Source organism: Microbacterium sp. MYb54, from assembly GCF_002979515.1.
In the GTDB taxonomy this organism is placed as follows: Bacteria; Actinomycetota; Actinomycetes; order Actinomycetales; family Microbacteriaceae; genus Microbacterium.
Genome location: NZ_PCPA01000012.1, coordinates 106,981 through 121,990, shown reverse-complemented (window position 1 = coordinate 121,990; position 15,010 = coordinate 106,981). Strand labels below are relative to the sequence as shown.

16 protein-coding genes are annotated in these 15,010 nt (G+C 67.8%); 11 read left to right on the top strand and 5 right to left on the bottom strand.

Going from position 1 to position 15,010, the window contains the following annotated elements:
• Nucleotides 1–1,626, top strand: coding sequence for an MFS transporter (locus CQ040_RS13920; RefSeq protein WP_105526937.1), 1,626 nt, complete (start codon nucleotides 1–3; stop codon nucleotides 1,624–1,626).
• Nucleotides 1,627–1,629: 3 nt separating this feature from the next.
• Here CQ040_RS13920 and CQ040_RS13915 read toward each other — a convergent pair whose 3' ends face one another.
• Nucleotides 1,630–2,178 (bottom strand): helix-turn-helix domain-containing protein, encoded by a 549-nt coding sequence (locus CQ040_RS13915; RefSeq protein ID WP_105526936.1) that lies wholly within the window; start codon nucleotides 2,176–2,178, stop codon nucleotides 1,630–1,632.
• Between the two features lie 104 nt (nucleotides 2,179–2,282).
• Between CQ040_RS13915 and CQ040_RS13910 the strand changes: the two genes are divergently transcribed.
• From CQ040_RS13910 to CQ040_RS13885, 6 genes are all read left to right on the top strand, one after another.
• Nucleotides 2,283–3,005, top strand: coding sequence for an AzlC family ABC transporter permease (locus CQ040_RS13910; protein ID WP_105526935.1), 723 nt, complete (start codon nucleotides 2,283–2,285; stop codon nucleotides 3,003–3,005).
• Nucleotides 3,002–3,316: an AzlD domain-containing protein gene (locus CQ040_RS13905; RefSeq protein ID WP_028503623.1), complete on the top strand. Its 315-nt coding sequence runs from the start codon at nucleotides 3,002–3,004 to the stop codon at nucleotides 3,314–3,316. The genes CQ040_RS13910 and CQ040_RS13905 overlap by 4 nt, the downstream gene beginning before the upstream one ends.
• A 44-nt stretch (nucleotides 3,317–3,360) precedes the next feature.
• Nucleotides 3,361–3,771 (top strand): histidinol dehydrogenase, encoded by a 411-nt coding sequence (locus CQ040_RS13900; protein WP_105526934.1) that lies wholly within the window; start codon nucleotides 3,361–3,363, stop codon nucleotides 3,769–3,771.
• 9 nt (nucleotides 3,772–3,780) lie between these two features.
• Entirely contained in the window at nucleotides 3,781–4,101 is a 321-nt protein-coding gene (gene fdxA, locus CQ040_RS13895) for a ferredoxin (protein WP_028503624.1), read from the top strand.
• A gap of 8 nt (nucleotides 4,102–4,109) precedes the next feature.
• Nucleotides 4,110–5,222, top strand: a complete 1,113-nt coding sequence (dapC, locus tag CQ040_RS13890) for a succinyldiaminopimelate transaminase (protein ID WP_105526933.1) — start codon at nucleotides 4,110–4,112, stop codon at nucleotides 5,220–5,222.
• 191 nt (nucleotides 5,223–5,413) lie between these two features.
• Nucleotides 5,414–6,703 (top strand): citrate synthase, encoded by a 1,290-nt coding sequence (locus CQ040_RS13885; protein ID WP_051251273.1) that lies wholly within the window; start codon nucleotides 5,414–5,416, stop codon nucleotides 6,701–6,703.
• Nucleotides 6,704–6,725: 22 nt separating this feature from the next.
• On the opposite strand, the gene CQ040_RS13880 is transcribed toward CQ040_RS13885, so the two are convergent.
• Nucleotides 6,726–7,358, bottom strand: a complete 633-nt coding sequence (locus CQ040_RS13880) for a TetR/AcrR family transcriptional regulator (RefSeq protein WP_105526932.1) — start codon at nucleotides 7,356–7,358, stop codon at nucleotides 6,726–6,728.
• A gap of 71 nt (nucleotides 7,359–7,429) precedes the next feature.
• Between CQ040_RS13880 and CQ040_RS13875 the strand changes: the two genes are divergently transcribed.
• Nucleotides 7,430–8,881 carry a DHA2 family efflux MFS transporter permease subunit gene (locus CQ040_RS13875; protein WP_105526931.1) on the top strand — a complete coding sequence of 484 codons (1,452 nt, stop codon included), beginning with the start codon at nucleotides 7,430–7,432 and terminating at the stop codon, nucleotides 8,879–8,881.
• Nucleotides 8,882–8,989: 108 nt separating this feature from the next.
• Here CQ040_RS13875 and CQ040_RS13870 read toward each other — a convergent pair whose 3' ends face one another.
• Both CQ040_RS13870 and dapD read right to left on the bottom strand, forming a co-directional pair.
• Entirely contained in the window at nucleotides 8,990–10,393 is a 1,404-nt protein-coding gene (locus CQ040_RS13870) for a DEAD/DEAH box helicase (RefSeq protein ID WP_105526930.1), read from the bottom strand.
• A 293-nt stretch (nucleotides 10,394–10,686) separates the two neighbouring features.
• Nucleotides 10,687–11,634 (bottom strand): 2,3,4,5-tetrahydropyridine-2,6-dicarboxylate N-succinyltransferase, encoded by a 948-nt coding sequence (dapD, locus tag CQ040_RS13865; protein WP_105526929.1) that lies wholly within the window; start codon nucleotides 11,632–11,634, stop codon nucleotides 10,687–10,689.
• Nucleotides 11,635–11,699: 65 nt separating this feature from the next.
• Between dapD and dapE the strand changes: the two genes are divergently transcribed.
• The 3 genes from dapE (at nucleotide 11,700) to CQ040_RS13850 (ending at nucleotide 14,240) form a co-directional block, all read left to right on the top strand.
• Nucleotides 11,700–12,773 carry a succinyl-diaminopimelate desuccinylase gene (gene dapE / locus CQ040_RS13860; RefSeq protein WP_105526928.1) on the top strand — a complete coding sequence of 358 codons (1,074 nt, stop codon included), beginning with the start codon at nucleotides 11,700–11,702 and terminating at the stop codon, nucleotides 12,771–12,773.
• A complete protein-coding gene (locus CQ040_RS13855) occupies nucleotides 12,755–13,972 on the top strand; it encodes a hypothetical protein (RefSeq protein WP_105526927.1) in 1,218 nt (405 codons plus the stop codon). Before dapE ends, CQ040_RS13855 begins: the two co-directional genes overlap by 19 nt.
• A 94-nt stretch (nucleotides 13,973–14,066) precedes the next feature.
• Nucleotides 14,067–14,240, top strand: a complete 174-nt coding sequence (locus tag CQ040_RS13850; protein ID WP_067122349.1) for a DUF3117 domain-containing protein — start codon at nucleotides 14,067–14,069, stop codon at nucleotides 14,238–14,240.
• A gap of 87 nt (nucleotides 14,241–14,327) precedes the next feature.
• Here the strand turns inward: CQ040_RS13850 and CQ040_RS13845 are convergent, their stop codons facing one another.
• Entirely contained in the window at nucleotides 14,328–14,966 is a 639-nt protein-coding gene (locus CQ040_RS13845) for an O-methyltransferase (protein WP_028503632.1), read from the bottom strand.
• Nucleotides 14,967–15,010: the final 44 nt, after the last annotated feature.

The window sequence follows — 15,010 nt, the reverse complement described above, 5'->3', positions numbered from 1 at the left end:
ATGACCCAGACGTCACAGAATCCGACCAAGACCTCATGGCTGCCGATGGTCAGTCTGTTCTTCGCGCAGGTACTGATGTCGTTCAACGTCGCGGCGCTACCGATCTCGCTCGGCGGAATGGTGAGCGAGTTCGGTGTCCCTCCGACGGTCGCGAGCACGACGATCGTCATGTACGGCCTCGCCGTCGCCGCACTCGTGATGACCGGTGCGAAGCTCGGGCAGCGGATCGGCTGGGTCACGATCTTCCGCATCGTCATCGCGCTGTTCGCGGGTTCGTCGGTGATGATGCTCCTCTCGCCGACGGTGGGCTGGGCCATCGCGGGGCAGGCGGTCGCAGGAGCAGCGGCCGCCATCATCGTGCCGTCGATCGTGGCACTCATCGCCGAGAACTACCGCGGCCCGCAGCAGGCGACCGCCATCGGTGCGATCGGGTCCGCGCGGGCGATCTCCGGGGTCAGCGCCTTCCTGATCGGAGGGACCCTGGGCACGCTGGTCGGCTGGCGGCCGATGTTCTTCATCGTGCTGGGGATCGCCGTTCTCGTCTTCGCTCTGAGCTTCACGCTTCGCGGGGACCGCGGGGACGCGTCGATCCGCATCGATCTCGTCGCATCGCTGCTCATCGGCGCCGCGATAGTGCTGCTGACGCTGGGGTTCAACAATCTCAATTCCTGGGGTGCTGTTGCGGCCACCGCAAGTGCCCCCTTCAACGTGCTCGGGCTGTCGCCGGCACCCATCTTCATCGTGGTCGGCCTGGTGCTCGGCCAGGCCTTCTTCCTCTGGACCAGGAAGCGGATGGCCCGAGGGAAGGTTCCGCTCATCGACCTGAGCGTCCTCGGATCGTCGCGGGAGCGCGCGGCCGTGTACGCAATGTTCATCGTGGTGGCGCTGGAAGCCTGCGTGAACTTCACCATTCCGCTCTACATCCAGATCGTGCAGGGGCGCACCCCGTTCGACACCTCCATGGCGATGATGCCGTTCAACCTCACGGTCTTCGTCACGGCCACACTCGTCGTACGGCTGTACAAGCGCTTCCCGCCTCGAGCCATCGGCGTGGTCGGCTTCATCCTCACCACGGCCGCTCTCGTGTGGTTGTCGTTCGTCGTGAACAACAACTGGGAGACGATTCCGACGATCGCCGGTCTCATCGTGTTCGGCATCGGACAGGGTGCGCTCGTCACACTGGTGTTCAACGTACTCGTGACGGCGGCTCCCGCCGAGCTCGCCGGAGACGTCGGGTCTCTACGGGGGACCACCCAGAATCTCGCTTCGGCAGTCGGTACGGCCCTCGCGGGGGCATTGCTGGTGTCGCTTCTGGGGCTCAGCGTCGGACGCGCGGTCGTGGAGCACCCCGATCTGCCGCCGTCGCTCGTCGCTCAAGTCGACATGGATGACCTCAACTTCATCAGCAACGACGATCTGCGCGCTGCGCTCGAGGCCACAGATGCGACGCCGGTGCAGGTCGACGCCGCTGTCGCCGTCAACGAGGCGTCTCGGCTCGGCACGCTCAAGCTCGGACTGCTCCTGCTCGCGGGGATCAGCGCGCTGGCGATCCTTCCGGCCTCTCGGTTGCCGCAGTACCGGCCGCACGAGATTCCCGATCCATCGCCCGCTGCCGGATCGGAATGATGCTCAGCGCAGTTCGGAGATGAGGACGGCACTCGTACCGGGGGCGGTCGCCTCGAAGATGTGCAGGGCGTCGCCGGCGTAGGTGAGGTAGTCGCCCGGATTCAGCAGCACGGGCTCGCCGATCGGGCCGATCAGCGCCTGTCCGGCGATGAGGACCACGTGTTCTATGGTTCCGGGGTGATGCGGGTCCGATCGCCGGGCATCGCCGGGTTCTGCCTGGATCAGGTAGACGTCGCGACGGGCCCCGGGCGGGCTCGCCGACAGCAGCGTCGCGCTGTACGCGGCGGCAGCGGACGGCACGCCGGCGAGGTCGTCCGCGCGGATGAGCGTCGGCGCGTTGGTCTGCTGATCGACGAGCACCGCGAACGGCACTCCCAGCGCGACCCCCAGCGCCCACAGGGTCTCGACGCTGGGGTTCCCGGCGCCGCTCTCGAGCTGGGAGACCGTCGCCTTGGAGATGCCCGCGCGCCGAGCGAGTTCGGATACCGAAAGGTTCGCTGCCTCCCGTTCACGGCGCAGGGTACGGGCGATGCGTGTGCGGAGTTCCTCCATGTGTTCATCATGTCAAACGTTCGTTCGCTTGACTATCCGATCCGCAGTGTTCAGAATTATGACCATGCGTTCACTGAAGCGAACACCGACGCGCGGACGGCGTGATGACCGCGGAGCGTGAGGTCTGGCGCGAAGCACTCGGGGTCGTGCTCGCGACCAGCGCCTACGGCGTCTCCTTCGGTGCCTTGGCCGTGGCATCCGGCCTCGATGTCTGGCAGACCTGCGTGCTGAGCCTGCTGATGTTCACCGGGGGATCGCAGTTCGCCTTCGTCGGCGTCTTCACCGCCGGCGGCCTCGCTGCCCTCCCCTCTGCGATCGCATCAGCCGCACTTCTCGGCGTGCGCAACGTCGCCTATGGCATGCGCATGTCGCCGATCGTCGGAGGAGGTCCTGTTCGCAAGGCCGCCGCAGCGTACTTCACGATCGACGAGTCGACAGCGGTGGCGATCTCGCAGAGTGATCCGCGGCTGCGGCAGGTGGGCTTCTGGGTGACCGGCATCGGCATCTTCATCGGCTGGAACCTCACAACCCTCATCGGAGCCCTCGTCGGCGACGTGCTCGGCGACCCCCGGACGTGGGGGCTGGATGCTGCGGCTGCGGCGGCCTTCCTCGCCCTTCTCTGGCCGCGCCTCAAGCAGCGCCAGGCGGTAGCGGTGGGTGTCGCTGCAGCGGTGGTCGCCGCGGCCTTCACTCCCTTCCTCATGCCGGGGCTCCCGGTGCTCGTCGCCGCCGTCGTCGCGATCGTGGTCGGCTGGTTCAACTGGCTGGGGCGTCCCGCAGCCCCGACAGGCGGCCGGACAGATACCGGTTCGGAGGCGGCGTCGTGAGCCTTTGGAGTGCGATCCTCCTCGCGGCGCTGATCTGCGTCGCGCTGAAGGCTGCCGGATACCTGGTGCCGCCCAAGGTGCTGGAGGCGCCCCGCACGGCCAGGATCTCGGACCTTCTGACGGTGGCTCTCCTCGCGGCGCTCGTCGCCGTGCAGACGCTCGGTGACGGCCAGGCGATCACTGTGGATGCCCGCGTGCCCGCGCTGCTGGTCGCGGGAGGGCTCCTGTGGCTCAGGCAGTCGTTCCTCGTGGTCGTCGTGGCAGCGGCGGTCGTGGCCGCCCTCCTGCGCCTCGTCGGTGTTGCCGCCTGACCCTCGTCCACACCGGGTCCAGGGCTCGTCGGTAAGATCGACAGGTGCGCGTGAGCTGGGTTTCGAGAGTGTTGTCGTGGATCGCTGCTGCCCTGGTCGGCGGCGTCTACGGCGTCGCCGGAACGATCAGTCACAGTGTGATGTGGGGGCCGATTCCGATCGGCATGATCATCGCCGCGATCGCCTGTGCGGCGATCCTCATCGCCGTGCGCGCGCTCACCCACGATCGGGGCGCTGCGGTGGCCGCCGGTCTCGGGATGGTCGGGATGCTGGTGCTGATCTCAGGTGTCGGCCCCGGAGGATCGGTCGTCGTGCCGGCTTCGTTCGCCGGTCAGGTCTGGACCTATCTGGTGGCCGGAATCGTGCTGCTGGTCATCGCCTGGCCCTCGATCTCCCGCGCTCCGATTCGCACGGAGGCGCCGGCCGCGCAGGACCACGAGTCCCGCGAGTCGTAGACTGTTGGGGTGACGTATGTGATCGCCCTCCCGTGCGTCGATGTCAAGGATCGAGCCTGCATCGACGAGTGCCCCGTTGACTGCATCTACGAGGGTGAACGGTCTCTGTACATCCACCCGGACGAGTGCGTGGACTGTGGTGCGTGTGAACCGGTCTGCCCGGTCGAGGCCATCTACTACGAAGACGATCTGCCCGATGAGTGGCAGGACTACTACAAGGCCAACGTCGAGTTCTTCAACGAGATCGGCTCTCCCGGTGGTGCCGCCAAGGTCGGCGTCTACGCGTTCGACCACCCCGTCATCGCAGCGCTCCCGCCGCAGGGCGAGTAGGCGCTTCCGTGAGCATCCGCGACCTCGCCGACTACCCGTGGGATGCTGTCATCCCGTTCCGCGAGCGTGCCGAACAGCACGCTGAAGGGCTCGTCGACCTCTCTGTCGGCTCGCCGGTCGACCCGACCCCCGAGATCATCCGTCGGGCGCTGGCCGAGGCCACCGATGCGCACGCGTACCCGCAGACCGTGGGCACGTCCAGCCTGCGCGAAGCCATCGTCGAGTGGTATGCGCGCCGCAGGGGAGTGCTCGACCTCAGTGTCGACAACGTCCTGCCCACGATCGGCTCGAAAGAGCTCGTCGCACTGTTGCCGACCCTGCTCGGCCTCGGTGCCGGAGACATCGTCGTGCATCCGCGCGTGGCCTACCCCACATACGAGGTCGGCGCCCGCGTGGTGGGTGCGACTCCGCTGCCCGAGGACGACCCCGCGAACTGGCCGGATGGCACCAAGCTCATCTGGATCAACACCCCCGGCAACCCCGATGGTCGCACCTGGACCGTTGACGAGCTCGCCGCGGCCGTGCGCCGTGCACGCGAACTCGGAGCGGTCATCGCGAGCGACGAGTGCTACGCAGAACTGGGCTGGGATGGCGTCTGGGCGACGGAGCCGATCCCCTCGATCCTCGACCCGCGGGTGACGGGCGGAAGCCGCGCGAATCTGCTCAGTGTCTACTCCTTGAGCAAGCAGTCGAATCTGGCCGGCTACCGGGCGGCCTTCGTGGCCGGGTGTGCGCGCATCGTCGGCGAGTTGCTCACGGCCCGCAAGCATCTCGGACTGATGCCGCCTGCCCCGGTGCAACATGCCATGGCCACAGCTCTCGGAGACGATGAGCACGTCGCCGCGCAGAAGCAGTTGTATCGCATCAGGCGCGACGCCCTGCGTCCTGCTCTGGAAGCCGCGGGGTTCCGCATCGACGGGTCTGAGGCAGGTCTGTACCTGTGGGCGACCGAGGGGCGCGATGCCTGGGAGTCGATGGGGCGGCTCGCCGATCTCGGCATCCTCGCAGGCCCTGGCCCGTTCTACGGGGCGGAGTCCGCACAGCACGTCCGGCTCGCGCTGACGGCGCCCACCGACCGCGTGCTCGAGGCTGCTCGCCGGCTCGCCGGCGGCAAGCTGTAGGTTCCCTCCTTGCGGAGGCCATCTGTTTGGCGGATGTCACAGTAGGCCTGCGTGACTACTAGGCTGTAAAGGCGATCCGGTCGTGACCCGACCAGGTGCCTCAGCGCCGTGAGATCGCCAGTTCAGGCTTGATCAAGATCTTGTTCGACACCACCGCGACGAGCGGGTGCGGACACTACGAGGAGGTCCGCGTGAGTGCAGCGGCAGACCAGACGGCGAAGCTGACGATCGGCGACACCACCGCTGAATTCCCGGTGCTCCGCGGCACGGCTGGGCACGACAGCATCGATTTCTCGACGCTGACTCGCCAGACGGGCTACACGGGGCTCGACTACGGATTCGTCAACACGGCCTCCACGAAGTCCGAGATCACATTCATCGACGGCGACAAGGGCATCCTGCGTTATCGCGGCTACCCGATCGACCAGCTCGCGGGCTCCACCAGCTACCTCGAGGTGGCCTGGCTCCTGATCTACGGCGAGCTGCCTTCGGCTTCCGAGCTCGCAGACTTCGACGAGAAGATCCGTCGCCACACGCTGCTGCACGAAGATCTCAAGCGGTTCTTCTCGGCGCTGCCGCACACGGCGCACCCGATGTCGGTGCTCTCTTCCGCTGTCGCAGCCCTCTCCACGTACTACGAGGGTCAGACCGACCCGCACAACCCCGAGCATGTCGAGCTGAACATGATCCGCATGCTCGCCAAGCTTCCCGTGATCGCGGCCTACGCGCACAAGAAGAGCGTCGGTCAGGCCTTCCTCTACCCGGACAACTCGCTGAGCTTCGTGGACAACTTCCTCAAGCTGAACTTCGGCGTGCACAGCGAGGAGTACGAGGTCAACCCGGTGATGTCGAAGGCTCTCGAGCTGCTCCTCATCCTGCATGAAGACCACGAGCAGAACGCTTCGACCTCGACTGTGCGTCTGGTGGGTTCCACCGGCGCGAACCAGTTCGCGTCCGTCTCTGCCGGCATCCAGGCCCTGTCCGGCCCGCTGCACGGTGGCGCGAACGAGGCTGTGCTGACGATGCTCGGTCAGATCCGCGACTCCGGACAGAGCGTCTCGCGCTTCGTCGAGCGGGTGAAGAACAAAGAAGAGGGCGTGAAGCTGATGGGCTTCGGGCACCGGGTCTACAAGAACTATGACCCTCGCGCCAAGCTCGTCAAGGAAGCAGCCGACGAGGTGCTCTCCTCGCTGGGTGTCACCGATCCGCTGCTCGACCTCGCCAAGGAGCTCGAGGAGCTCGCCCTCGCCGACGACTACTTCCGTGAGCGTCGCCTGTACCCGAACGTCGACTTCTACACCGGCGTGATCTACAAGGCCATGGGGTTCCCCACGCGCATGTTCACGGTGCTGTTCGCGATCGGTCGTCTGCCTGGCTGGCTGGCACAGTGGCGTGAGCTGCAGCTCGACCCGCAGACCAAGATCGGCCGCCCGCAGCAGCTGTACACGGGATCGCCGGAGCGGTCTTTCCCGACCCGCTAGGGGAGGGGCGTCGACGCGTTCCTCACGCCGTCGCCGGCTCTTTGGCGTCTTCGCCGACCACGTCGAGCACGAGCTGCAGCTTGGTCTGGAACGTGCACTCCAGCAGTTCTGTCGTCGCTTCATCCGTGCCGTACTGCTCCGGGAGGCGTAGGCCGAGCAGGGTGTTGAGCAGCATCCCCTCGGCGAGGAACGTGCGCACCTCCTCCGGAGTGAAGCCGGCGTCATCGCGCAGCATCCGATAGATCTTGAGGAAGTCCGTGCGGGCGCGTTCGCCGATGACGGCATCGTGGCCCATGCTGAACGCCTGCATGAGTGAGAGCAGGATGCCTCGGTCCTCGACGAGGTTCACGTAGGCGGAGCCGAGTCGACGACCCAGCTCCCGGTCGGGGGACCCCGAGACGCTCTTCCACTCTGCGATCACGGCGGCGAAGGTGTCGAGAAGCTTTCCGCTCGCCCGCGCCAGAACCTCGACGAACAGTGTCTCCTTCGTGCCGAACATCCGGACGACATAGGGCTGACTGATGCCCGCCGCTTTGGCGATCTGGTCGGTGGTGGCGCCGAAGTAGCCGCGTTCGCCGAACACCAGGCTCGCCGCGGCGAGGATCTGCTCGCGACGCTCGGCGGCGGGGATGCGTTCGCTCTGCTTCTCGTACACGCTTGACAGGTTATCAGTTGATTACTACTCTTCGGAGGTAAGTAATCATTCAATAACAACAAGGGATTCTCATGACCTCATCCGCCCGACGTCTGCCCGTCTGGTTGACGATCGTCGCAGCCTCGCTGCCGATGTTCATGGCGACGCTCGACAATCTCGTCGTCACCGGCGCGCTCCCTGTCATCTCACGCGAGCTCGGCGCATCCATCGAAGAGCTGCAGTGGGTCATCAACGCCTACACGCTGAGCTTCGCCACCTTCATGCTGCTCGCCGTGGGCCTCGGGGACCGTTTCGGTCGCCGTACGGTGTTCCTGGCGGGCATCGCCGTGTTCACGCTCGCCTCCGCCGGCGCGGCGCTCGCGACCGAACCGTCGATCCTGATCCTCGCGCGCGCGATCCAGGGTGTCGGTGCGGCGGCCCTCATGCCCCTCTCGCTCACCCTGCTCGTCGGCAGTGTCTCCGAGCGCCTGCGCCCTGCCGCGATCGGCATCTGGGGAGGTGTCGCAGGGCTCGGGGTCGCCACCGGACCGCTCATCGGAGGAGCGGTGATCGAGGGATGGAACTGGCAGACGATCTTCTGGCTCAACGTCCCGGTCGGCATCCTCGCCGTGCCGCTCATCCTGGTCGCTCTCCCCAACAGCTTCGGCGCTCGAGTGCGAGCCGACCTGGTGGGCCTGCTGCTGGCCGGCCCCGGTGTGCTGGGTGTCGTGTACGGAATCGTGCGCGGCAACGACGCGGGCTGGGACAGCCTCGAGGTGGTCGGCTCCTTGGTCGCCGGTGCGCTGCTGCTCGTGGCATTCGTCGTCTGGGAGGGGCGCACCGCTCACCCGCTGCTGCCGCTGCGGCTGTTCCGCGACCGCAGCTTCACGGTGGCGAACCTCGTGGGTGTGACCTTCAGCTTCGGGATCTTCGGCGCGGTGTTCATCCTGATCCAGTTCCTTCAGGTGGTTCAGGGGCACACGCCGCTCGAGGCGGGCATCATGACGATGCCGTGGACGCTGGCGCCCATGATCGTGGCGCCGCTCACCGGGATGCTGTCGCCGCGTACCGGAACGCGTCTCCCGATCCTCCTCGGCCTGACCATGCTCGCCGTCGCGCTCAGCTGGATCGCGCTCACGCTCTCCGCCACCCTCGAGTATGCCGCGATGTGGCCGCCCTTCCTGCTGGCGGGGATCGGCATGGGGCTCGTCTTCGCGCCGAGCTCGACGGCGGTGCTGGTCAACATGCAGCCGGACGATCAGGCCAAGGCCTCCGGCACCAACTCCACGCTGCGCGAGATCGGCGTCGCTCTCGGCGTCGCGGTGCTGACAGCGGTGTTCGTCGGCGCGGGCGGCACGCTCACCCCGACCGGTTACGTGGACGCAGCGATCCCCGCGATCTGGGTAGGTGCAGGAGTGCTCGCGCTGGCGGCCGTGATCTCCATCGCGCTTCCCTCGGGAATCCGCCGGCTGCGTCCCACGGCGGGAGAAGCAGCGAGCGCTGAGGGTGAGCCGGAGCGGTCCGTGGCCGGGGTGCCCGCCTAGACCCTCACCAACTGCCGGAACGCACAGCGCCCCCGTCATGCGAGATGCATGGCGGGGGCGCTGCGTCGATATCTTCTGAGTTCAGACAGGCATCGGGCTCAGATGGATTCAGCGGCCCTGCGAGCTGCGGCCGCCCTGACGGGACTGGCCGCCCTGGCGGGACTGGCCACCGCTCTGGGTGGAGTAGCTCCCGCCCGCTCCGCTGCCTGCACCGCCGGAGCGGGGGCGACGGCTGCGACGCGAGGGCGGGTTGGCCGCACCGCTCTTCTCGCCGCCGGAAGGACGCTGCTTCGAGGAAGGGCGCTGCTGCTGCTGTGCCTGCACCGGGGCCGGGCGCACGTGCGGTGCGCGCTCGGGAACCAGAGCGGTGATAGCAGCGGTCGTCACGTCTTCCAGGGGAGCACTGATCGCGGCCTTGCGCAGAAGGTCCTTGACGTCACGGCGCTGCTCGGGGAGCACGACCGTCACGACGGTGCCGGCAGCGCCGGCGCGAGCCGTACGGCCTGAACGGTGCAGGTATGCCTTGTGCTCGACGGGCGGGTCGACGTGGACGACGAGGTCGACGTTGTCGACGTGCACTCCGCGGGCCGCGACATCCGTCGCCACGAGAACGCGCACTCCGCCGTCTTCGGGGGCGGCGGAGAAGGCGCCGAGGTTGCGCTCACGGGCGTTCTGCGAGAGGTTGCCGTGCAGGTCGACGGCAGGGATGCCGGCGGCTGTGAGCTGCTTCGCAAGCTTCTTCGCCTGGTGCTTGGTGCGGGTGAAGAGGATTCGACGTCCGGTGCCCGACGCGAGCTCGCGCACGAGGGCGGTCTTGTTGTCGGGGGAGTCCACGACCAGCACGCGGTGCGTCATCTCGCCGACCGGCACGCTCTCTTCGTCGACCTCGTGGCTGACGGCGTTCGAGAGGAAGCGGCGGGCGAGGGTGTCGATGCCGCGGTCGAGGGTCGCGCTGAACAGCAGGCGCTGGCCGCCGGCGGGAGTCGCCGTGAGGATGCGGGTGACGCCGGGCAGGAAGCCGAGGTCGGCCATGTGGTCGGCCTCGTCGAGCACGGTGACCTCGATCGCGCTGAGGCGCACGACCTGCTGCTTCATGAGGTCTTCGAGCCGGCCGGGGCAGGCGACGACGATGTCGACGCCGCCGCGCAGCGCCTGCTCCTGCGGGCGCTGGCTGACGCCGCCGAAGACGGTCGTGACCCGCAGGCCCGCGGCCTCGGCGAGAGGCGCGATGGTCGCGGCGATCTGCGTCGCGAGTTCACGGGTGGGGGCGAGGACGAGTCCGCGCGGGAGGCCGGCGCGGCGCTGGCCGCCGGAAGCGGCGAGACGCGCGACGAGCGGCAGGGCGAAGGCGATGGTCTTGCCGCTGCCCGTGCGTCCGCGGCCCAGGAGGTCGCGACCCGCGAGGGAGTCGGGAAGAGTGTCGCGCTGGATGGCGAACGCCTCGGTCTTGCCGGAATCGGCGAGAACAGCGGCGAGCTCGGCGGGAACGCCGAGTTCAAGGAAAGTAGACATGCAGAAACTCCGTCAGCGCACGAGTGAACGGCGCAAGATAAGGGGTGAGGTGGGCGACGGCGCAGGAATTGCGCATCGGTTCGCCGTTCGAAAGGCCAGCTATAGCTGGTGGTGGGAGCAGTTCCGCTCGCTTCGGTCCTCGGAGACCCCGTGACGACGACGATGTTGTCGGACCGGCGGTCCAGGCAACAGGGTCAGTCTACCAGGGCACGCATGCCGTCGGCTGCATGCCGCCTCCTGCGCGGGTCGTCGGCTTCCGGCGCAGGTGCTCAGATGTCGTTCAGGCCTCGCCCTCAGGCGTGCAGGGCCTCATTCAAGGTCACGCCCACACCGGCGCGGCGAACGGCCTCGACGGCACCGCTGAGGGAGTTGCGGCGGAAGAGCAGTCCATCTTGGCCGGAGAGTTCTGCACCCTTCACGGTCTTGCGCCCGCCGTCAGCGGTCACAGGGCCGTCGATCAGGACGATCTTGGTGCCGGCGGTCACGTAGAGGCCCGCTTCGACGACACAGTCGTCGCCGAGCGAGATGCCGATTCCGGCGTTCGCCCCGAGCAGGGTGCGCGCGCCGATCGACACTCGATGCGTGCCGCCACCCGAGAGCGTGCCCATGATCGAGGATCCGCCGCCGATGTCGCTGCCGTCGCCGACGACGACACCCTGCGAGATGCGGCCCTCGACCATCGACGCACCCAGCGTTCCGGCGTTGAAGTTCACGAACCCCTCGTGCATGACCGTCGTTCCGGGGGAGAGGTAGGCGCCCAGTCTGACGCGGGAGGCGTCTGCGATCCGCACGCCGGACGGCTGCACGTAGTCGGTCAGACGGGGGAACTTGTCGAGCCCCTGCACCTGGATGCCGGCGCGCTGCAGGAGCGGCCGCAGACGGGCTGCGTCGGCGGGCAGCACAGGACCGGCGTTGGTCCAGGCGACGTTCGGCAGGTGCCCGAAGATGCCGTCGAGGTTCAGCTCGTTGGGGCGCACCACGAGGTGGGAGAGTGCGTGCAGGCGAAGGTAGGCGTCCGCGGTCGAGGTGGGGGCCGCGTCGAGGTCGATCTGCAGCTGGACAACCTCGATGCTGACGTTGCGCTGTTCGTCACGACCGGCGAGGGGTGCGAGCTCGGCCAGCGCCGCCTCGTCCGTGGCCAGCTCGCCGGTGCGGACCTCGGGGTACCACGCATCGAGAACCGTGCCGTCTCCGGCGATCGTGGTCAGTCCGATGGCCCATACCGTGCGTGCGTCGCTCATCCCTCCACGCTAGCGCTCCCGGGGCGCGGCCACCTCACGCATGACGGGGTAAGTAGGCTTGACCCATGGTGCTCGATCTGACCGCGTCCTCCGTCGACCTCACCCGTGCGATCTGCGACATCCCGAGCGTCTCCGGCGACGAGAAGACGCTGGCCGATGCGATCGAGGCGGCGATATCCCCGCTGACCCACCTCGAGGTCTTCCGGCACGGGAATACCATCGTCGCCCGCACCGATCTGGGTCGCACGCAGCGGGTCGCGATCGCCGGGCACATCGACACCGTGCCGATCAACGCGAATCTACCCACCCGCGACATCGAGATCGACGGCGTCCCCTGCCTCTGGGGGCGCGGAACGGTCGACATGAAAGCAGGCACCGCGGTGCAGCTGAAGCTCGCAGCAGAGCTCACCGACCCCGCGATCGACATCACCTGGATGTGGTACGACAACGAGGAGATCGAGGCGTCGAAGAACGGCCTCGGTCTGCTCGCGGCCGTGCGTCCCGACCTGTTCCAGGCCGACTTCGCGATCCTCGGCGAGCCCTCGAACGGCGAGGTCGAGGGGGGATGCAACGGCACGCTTCGGGCGATCGTGCGCACGACCGGCGTGCGCGCGCACAGCGCGCGCGCCTGGATCGGCGAGAACGCGATCCACCGTGCGGCGCCGATCCTCACCCGGCTGGCCGAGTACCGCGCCAAGGAGGTGCTGGTCGAAGGGCTGTTGTACCGCGAGAGCCTGAGCGCCGTGCGCATCACCGGGGGAGTCGCGGGGAACGTCATCCCGGACGCCTGCGAGGTCGAGGTCAACTACCGGTTCGCCCCCAACAAGTCGGCCGCCGACGCCGAGGCCCACCTTCGCGGTGTCCTGGCCGGCTTCGACATCGAGATCACGGATGCGGCCGAGGGGGCACGCCCAGGGCTCGATGCCGAGATCGCGAAGCAGTTCGTGGCGGCGGTGGGCGCAGAGCCGCGGCCGAAGTACGGCTGGACCGATGTCGCCCGCTTCTCGGCCCTCGGCATCCCGGCTGTGAACTACGGTCCTGGCGACCCGCATCTCGCTCATCACGACGAGGAGCGCGTGCCGCTCGCGCAGATCGACGCCGTCGAGCGGGGCCTGCGCGCATGGCTCACTTCGCTCTGAGCACAGCCCGTCGCTGGGCGCGGATGCCGGTCGCCGTCCGCATCGGAGTCATCTACCTCGTCGCTCGACTGATCACCACCGTGTTCCTGCTCGTGGCGGCATCGCTGTCGACCGCCGCCTCTCGCTTCGGGGCAGGTGCGGGGCTCGCCGACTTCGTTCTCGGCTGGGACGCGCAGTGGTACTGGCTGGTCGCCGAGAACGGATACCCGACCGAGCTTCCGCTGACGGACTCCGGCGATGTGGCCGAGAACGCCTGGGCGTTCATGCCGGTGTTCGCATATGCGGCGAAGGTGCTCGGGTTCCTGCTGGGGTCATGGGGCGCCGGCGCGTTCCTGCTGTCGCTGGTGGCAGGGTACCTGGCCTGCCTCGCGCTTCACCGGCTGCTTCGTGATCGCATCGGGAGCTCCGCGGCGATGTGGGCGGTGGTGTTCTTCGCGGCGGGGCCGATCGCGGCGATGTTCCAGGTGGGCTACGCGGAGACCCTGTTCCTGTTGCTGCTGTTCCTCGCCCTCGATGCGACGACGAGGCGGAACTACGCGTGGCTCTACGTCCTCATCCCGGTGATGGCGTTCACGCGTCCTGGTGTCCTCGCGTTCGCCCTGTATCTCGGCCTGCACGGCGTGCTGCGCTGGCTGCACCGCAAGGAAGACCCGCTCACCGGGCGTGAGATCGCGCACATCCTCGCACTCGGGGCGCTGGCGAGCGCAGCAGGATTCGCGTGGCAGGTGATCGCCGGGATCGTGACGGGCGACCCCGGGGCCTATCTCGCGACCGAACTCGCCTGGCGTCAGCACTGGATCACGGGTGGTGTCGGCGGATTCCTGCCGTTCGAGGGCTGGATCCAGGCCTCGCAGTTCTGGTTCACGCTCTGGGGAATGCCGCAATGGTGGGGGCCCATCGCGCTGGTGCTCCTGGTCATCGGAGCTGCGGCGGCTCTGCTGTACGCCCCACAGGTGCGGGCGCTCGGCTCGGATCTCCGCCTGTGGAGCGCGAGCTACCTGCTGTATCTGCTCGCCGTCTTCTTCCCGCAGTCGAGCACCTTCCGCCTGCTCCTGCCGCTCAGCCCGTTGTGGGGTGCGGTCGCGGTTCCCCGATCCCGCCTCTGGCGGGTCGGGATCCTGGCCTCGTGTCTCGTGGGGCAGTGGCTCTGGATCTACCACGTGTATGCGCTCGGAAGCACGTTCTGGCAGGTGCCCTGAACGCGAAGCTCGACCCAATTGTTGCTCTGTGACCTCCAGGTCCCGGTGACACCCGATAAACTCATCCCATACCACCGGAGGAAAGGGAGCCACGATGGCAGCGATGAAGCCGAGGACCGGAGACGGACCTATGGAAGCCGTGAAAGAAGGACGACTCATCATCGTGCGCGTTCCACTCGAAGGCGGCGGCCGCCTGGTCGTCTCCGTGAACGACGCCGAGGCCAAGGAGCTTCACGACGTGCTTGCCGCCGTCGTGACGCCGGCCTGATCGACCTGGGATCCGCATCTGCGGATCCGAAAAGGCGGTGGATCCCCGGATCCACCGCCTTTTTCTGTGCGTTCGGTACCTCTGCGGTCAGTCGCGCTCGGCGAGGCTGATCAGCTGCAGCAGGCCTTCACCGGCGGGGGAGAGAGTGGCCAGCACGGCCGAGGACTCCTGGGTCTCCTGCACGAGAGAGCGGTAGGCGGAGGTGACCTCGTCGCGCTGCACGGGATCGGCGACGCGGCCGCCGGCGAGGACGCGAGGCACCAGCACCAGTCCGCCGGTGCGAGCCAGACGCAGCCCGTGCTCGACATACTCGATGACGTGCTCGGGGTCGGCGTCGACCAGCACGATGTCGTAAGAGGCCTCGTTCATGCGTGGAAGCACGTCGATGGCGCGTCCCGTGATGAATCGGGCCTTGGTCGACGGCACCTTCGCGTCGGAGAAGGCCTGCCGCGCGGCGGCGAGATGCTCAGGCTCGTTGTCGATCGAGGTGAGCACGGCCTGAGGCGCGCCACGCAGCAACCAGAGGCCGGAGACTCCGGCGCCTGTCCCGATCTCGACGATGGAGCGGGCACCGGTCGCGGCGGCGAGCACTGCGATCTGAGAGCCGACGACGGCGCTGATCGGCATCGCGCCCAGCTCGACGGCATGCGCACGGGCTCGGGTGATGGCGTCCGGTTCCACGATGGACTCGCGCAGGAAACGCGCGTTCGCGTCATGCTCGCTCATGGCCTGTTTCTCCCTGCCTGCCCCTGTGATCCTCTCCAGAGTAT

What these genes read in the sequence shown, in the direction of transcription:
- CQ040_RS13920 (WP_105526937.1), top strand. Translation starts at nt 1, where the DNA reads ATGACCCAGACGTCACAGAATCCGACCAAGACCTCATGGCTGCCGATG.
- CQ040_RS13915 (WP_105526936.1), bottom strand. Translation starts at nt 2,178, where the DNA reads ATGGAGGAACTCCGCACACGCATCGCCCGTACCCTGCGCCGTGAACGG.
- CQ040_RS13910 (WP_105526935.1), top strand. Translation starts at nt 2,283, where the DNA reads ATGACCGCGGAGCGTGAGGTCTGGCGCGAAGCACTCGGGGTCGTGCTC.
- CQ040_RS13875 (WP_105526931.1), top strand. Translation starts at nt 7,430, where the DNA reads ATGACCTCATCCGCCCGACGTCTGCCCGTCTGGTTGACGATCGTCGCA.
- CQ040_RS13870 (WP_105526930.1), bottom strand. Translation starts at nt 10,393, where the DNA reads ATGTCTACTTTCCTTGAACTCGGCGTTCCCGCCGAGCTCGCCGCTGTT.
- dapD (WP_105526929.1), bottom strand. Translation starts at nt 11,634, where the DNA reads ATGAGCGACGCACGCACGGTATGGGCCATCGGACTGACCACGATCGCC.
- dapE (WP_105526928.1), top strand. Translation starts at nt 11,700, where the DNA reads ATGGTGCTCGATCTGACCGCGTCCTCCGTCGACCTCACCCGTGCGATC.
- CQ040_RS13855 (WP_105526927.1), top strand. Translation starts at nt 12,755, where the DNA reads ATGGCTCACTTCGCTCTGAGCACAGCCCGTCGCTGGGCGCGGATGCCG.
- CQ040_RS13850 (WP_067122349.1), top strand. Translation starts at nt 14,067, where the DNA reads ATGGCAGCGATGAAGCCGAGGACCGGAGACGGACCTATGGAAGCCGTG.
- CQ040_RS13845 (WP_028503632.1), bottom strand. Translation starts at nt 14,966, where the DNA reads ATGAGCGAGCATGACGCGAACGCGCGTTTCCTGCGCGAGTCCATCGTG.